This window comes from Bacillus sp. AFS017336 (genome assembly GCF_002555445.1).
Classification (GTDB): domain Bacteria; phylum Bacillota; class Bacilli; order Bacillales; family Bacillaceae_G; genus Gottfriedia.
The window spans coordinates 1-484 of sequence record NZ_NUCO01000162.1 but is presented as its reverse complement, the minus strand read 5'-3'; the positions used below and the strand labels follow the sequence as shown (position 1 = coordinate 484).

Annotated in this window: 1 protein-coding gene; it reads right to left on the bottom strand. The window is 37.8% G+C overall.

Annotated elements, in window-relative coordinates; translation table 11 throughout:
• Nucleotides 1-210, bottom strand: a 210-nt coding sequence (locus CN601_RS27210) for a hypothetical protein (protein WP_218923280.1), incomplete at its 3' end; no start/stop codon positions are given.
• Nucleotides 211-484: the final 274 nt, after the last annotated feature.

The window sequence follows — 484 nt, the reverse complement described above, 5'->3', positions numbered from 1 at the left end:
ATAAAAAAGCATCCTTACTGGATGCTCTTGATTTGTGTCACAATTTCGTTGTGTTCGGTGATTAATCTTTTCAACTGTTCTTCGAGATGAGGGTCGTTTTTCTTCGCTAAGATGATCTTGACGATGTCGATCGCTTCGCGCGTCTTCATTAATTCTTTTTGCAATTTTTCGACTGCATTCAATTTTCCCATGTTTTACCCTCTTCTTCATTCAGTTTAGTGGATCCGGTCCATAACTGTCCGTTAAGCATACCAAATAAAGCGGATAAATGCACACTTTAATAGTCATGAGTTATTAATTCGAAAAGAAAAAGTATCGAACGATGTTTAGAATAACTGGAATGAAGATGATCCAGCAAATGGATACGTTGATACCAGCTCTTGCAATGGATTTGATGTTTGCTTGTAATAATTCGTTGGTGTGCTCGTCGAGAACAATTGCTTTGTTCTTTTCAACGAGTGAACGAAGAAGTTGACTGAGATGC